The organism is Oleiphilus sp. HI0086 (assembly GCF_001635225.1).
The window spans coordinates 1-1,628 of sequence record NZ_LWFZ01001353.1 but is presented as its reverse complement, the minus strand read 5'-3'; the positions used below and the strand labels follow the sequence as shown (position 1 = coordinate 1,628).

The 1,628-nt window shown below is 46.9% G+C and carries 3 protein-coding genes; all 3 read left to right on the top strand.

Annotation, left to right across the window (positions count from 1 at the left end; translation table 11 throughout):
- On the top strand, positions 1 to 566 hold a 566-nt coding region (locus tag A3756_RS23315; RefSeq protein WP_068554788.1), incomplete at its 5' end, for a YggS family pyridoxal phosphate-dependent enzyme.
- Positions 567 to 612: 46 nt separating this feature from the next.
- Positions 613 to 1,440 carry a pyrroline-5-carboxylate reductase gene (proC, locus tag A3756_RS23310; protein ID WP_068552677.1) on the top strand — a complete coding sequence of 276 codons (828 nt, stop codon included), beginning with the start codon at positions 613 to 615 and terminating at the stop codon, positions 1,438 to 1,440.
- 3 nt (positions 1,441 to 1,443) lie between these two features.
- A partial coding sequence (locus A3756_RS23305) for a molybdopterin-binding protein (RefSeq protein ID WP_197481492.1) occupies positions 1,444 to 1,628 on the top strand: 185 nt, incomplete at its 3' end.

Below are 1,628 nucleotides of genomic sequence, written 5' to 3'. Positions count from 1 at the left end.
TTAAGCAAGGGCAGAAAATATTTGGCGAGAACTATCTTAATGAAGCGCTTGAAAAGCAGATAGCGGTCAAGGCTTTATTGACGAAAGAAGGCAATGCCGAAGATATCGTCTGGCACTTTATTGGCCCGATTCAGTCGAATAAAACGCGGCCGATTGCTGAAAGCTTTACTTGGGTGCATAGTGTTGATCGCATAAAAATAGCACAGCGTTTAAATGATCAGCGCCCGGACACTTTATCGCCACTGAATATTTGTATTCAGGTGAATATTGATGAAGAAGAGACTAAATCGGGCATATTGTTGAGTGATTTGCCTGAGCTTTGTCGAGCACTAGAAGATATGCCTCGTTTGAAGCTACGCGGCTTAATGTGCATACCTCAAGCAAATCAAAGTGAAGAGAGTTTGAGCACCGCGTTTACGAAGATGAAGTCGGCATTTAATGATCTGCAAGAAAGCTATTCGAGTGTCGATACTCTCTCGATGGGAATGTCTGGTGATATGGAGCAGGCAATTGCCTGTGGCTCAACAATGGTCAGAGTTGGAACCGCTTTGTTTGGCGAACGCTAGAGCTTGGAAACAGTTTTTGAATTTTTGAACAGGAAGTGAACTAACAATGAACTTGAATGAACAAAAGATCTGCTTTATTGGCGCAGGTAACATGGCACACGCCATCGTTGGTGGCCTAGTAAAGAAAGGTTTAAACGCAAGCAATATTGTAGCAACTGCACCAAACCTTGAACATCGGGAAGCGATGCAGAACACATGGCAGGTCGAGGTAGATGAAGACAATGCTCGCGCTGTTAGCACGGCAGATATTGTCGTGCTCAGTGTAAAGCCTCAGGTACTGCAGTCGGTATGTGAGTCATTGAAAGGCAGCCTTAGTCATCGTCCTCTAATCATCTCTATTGCGGCAGGCATTGGTTTGGACCTGCTGGCACAGTGGTTGGGCTCTGAGCAGGCATTGGTGAGATGCATGCCGAATACCCCAGCCCAGGTACTCAAGGGTGCGAGCGGCTTGATCGCGAATGCGAATGTAAGCGATGAACAAAAGAACTTGTCAGATGAATTGTTTCAGGCAATTGGCTTGGTTGAATGGGTAGATCAGGAAAGCTTGATTCACTCAGTGACGGCCTTGTCAGGTTCAGGGCCAGCGTATATCTTTTTGATGATCGAAGCGATGGAAGCAGCCGCGATAAAACAAGGGCTCTCTGCAGATACGGCTCGAAAGCTGGCAGCACAAACCGTAGCGGGTGCCGCTGAAATGGTGCTTAGTGGTGATGTGGCACCAGCCCAGCTAAAGCGCAATGTGATGTCTCCCGGCGGAACAACAGAGCGAGCGATTCATACTTTCGAAGAGAAGGGCTTGCTTGAAATTGTCGATGAGGCAATGCAGGCCGCAGCAGATCGATCAGTAAGCTTGGCAGAAGAGCTGAAGGCTTAAACTATGAAGATTGCATTGCTGCTGACAGGTTCCGAGTTGATGACCGGTGATATTGTTGATAGTAATTCGGCGATGATCGCTGAACACTGTCTTGATCAAGGTATTCAGGTGGCTTACAAGGCGACCGTTCCTGATGAACTAGACCTATTGGTTTCAGAAATAGAGCGCTTAAGTCAGCACTTTGATGT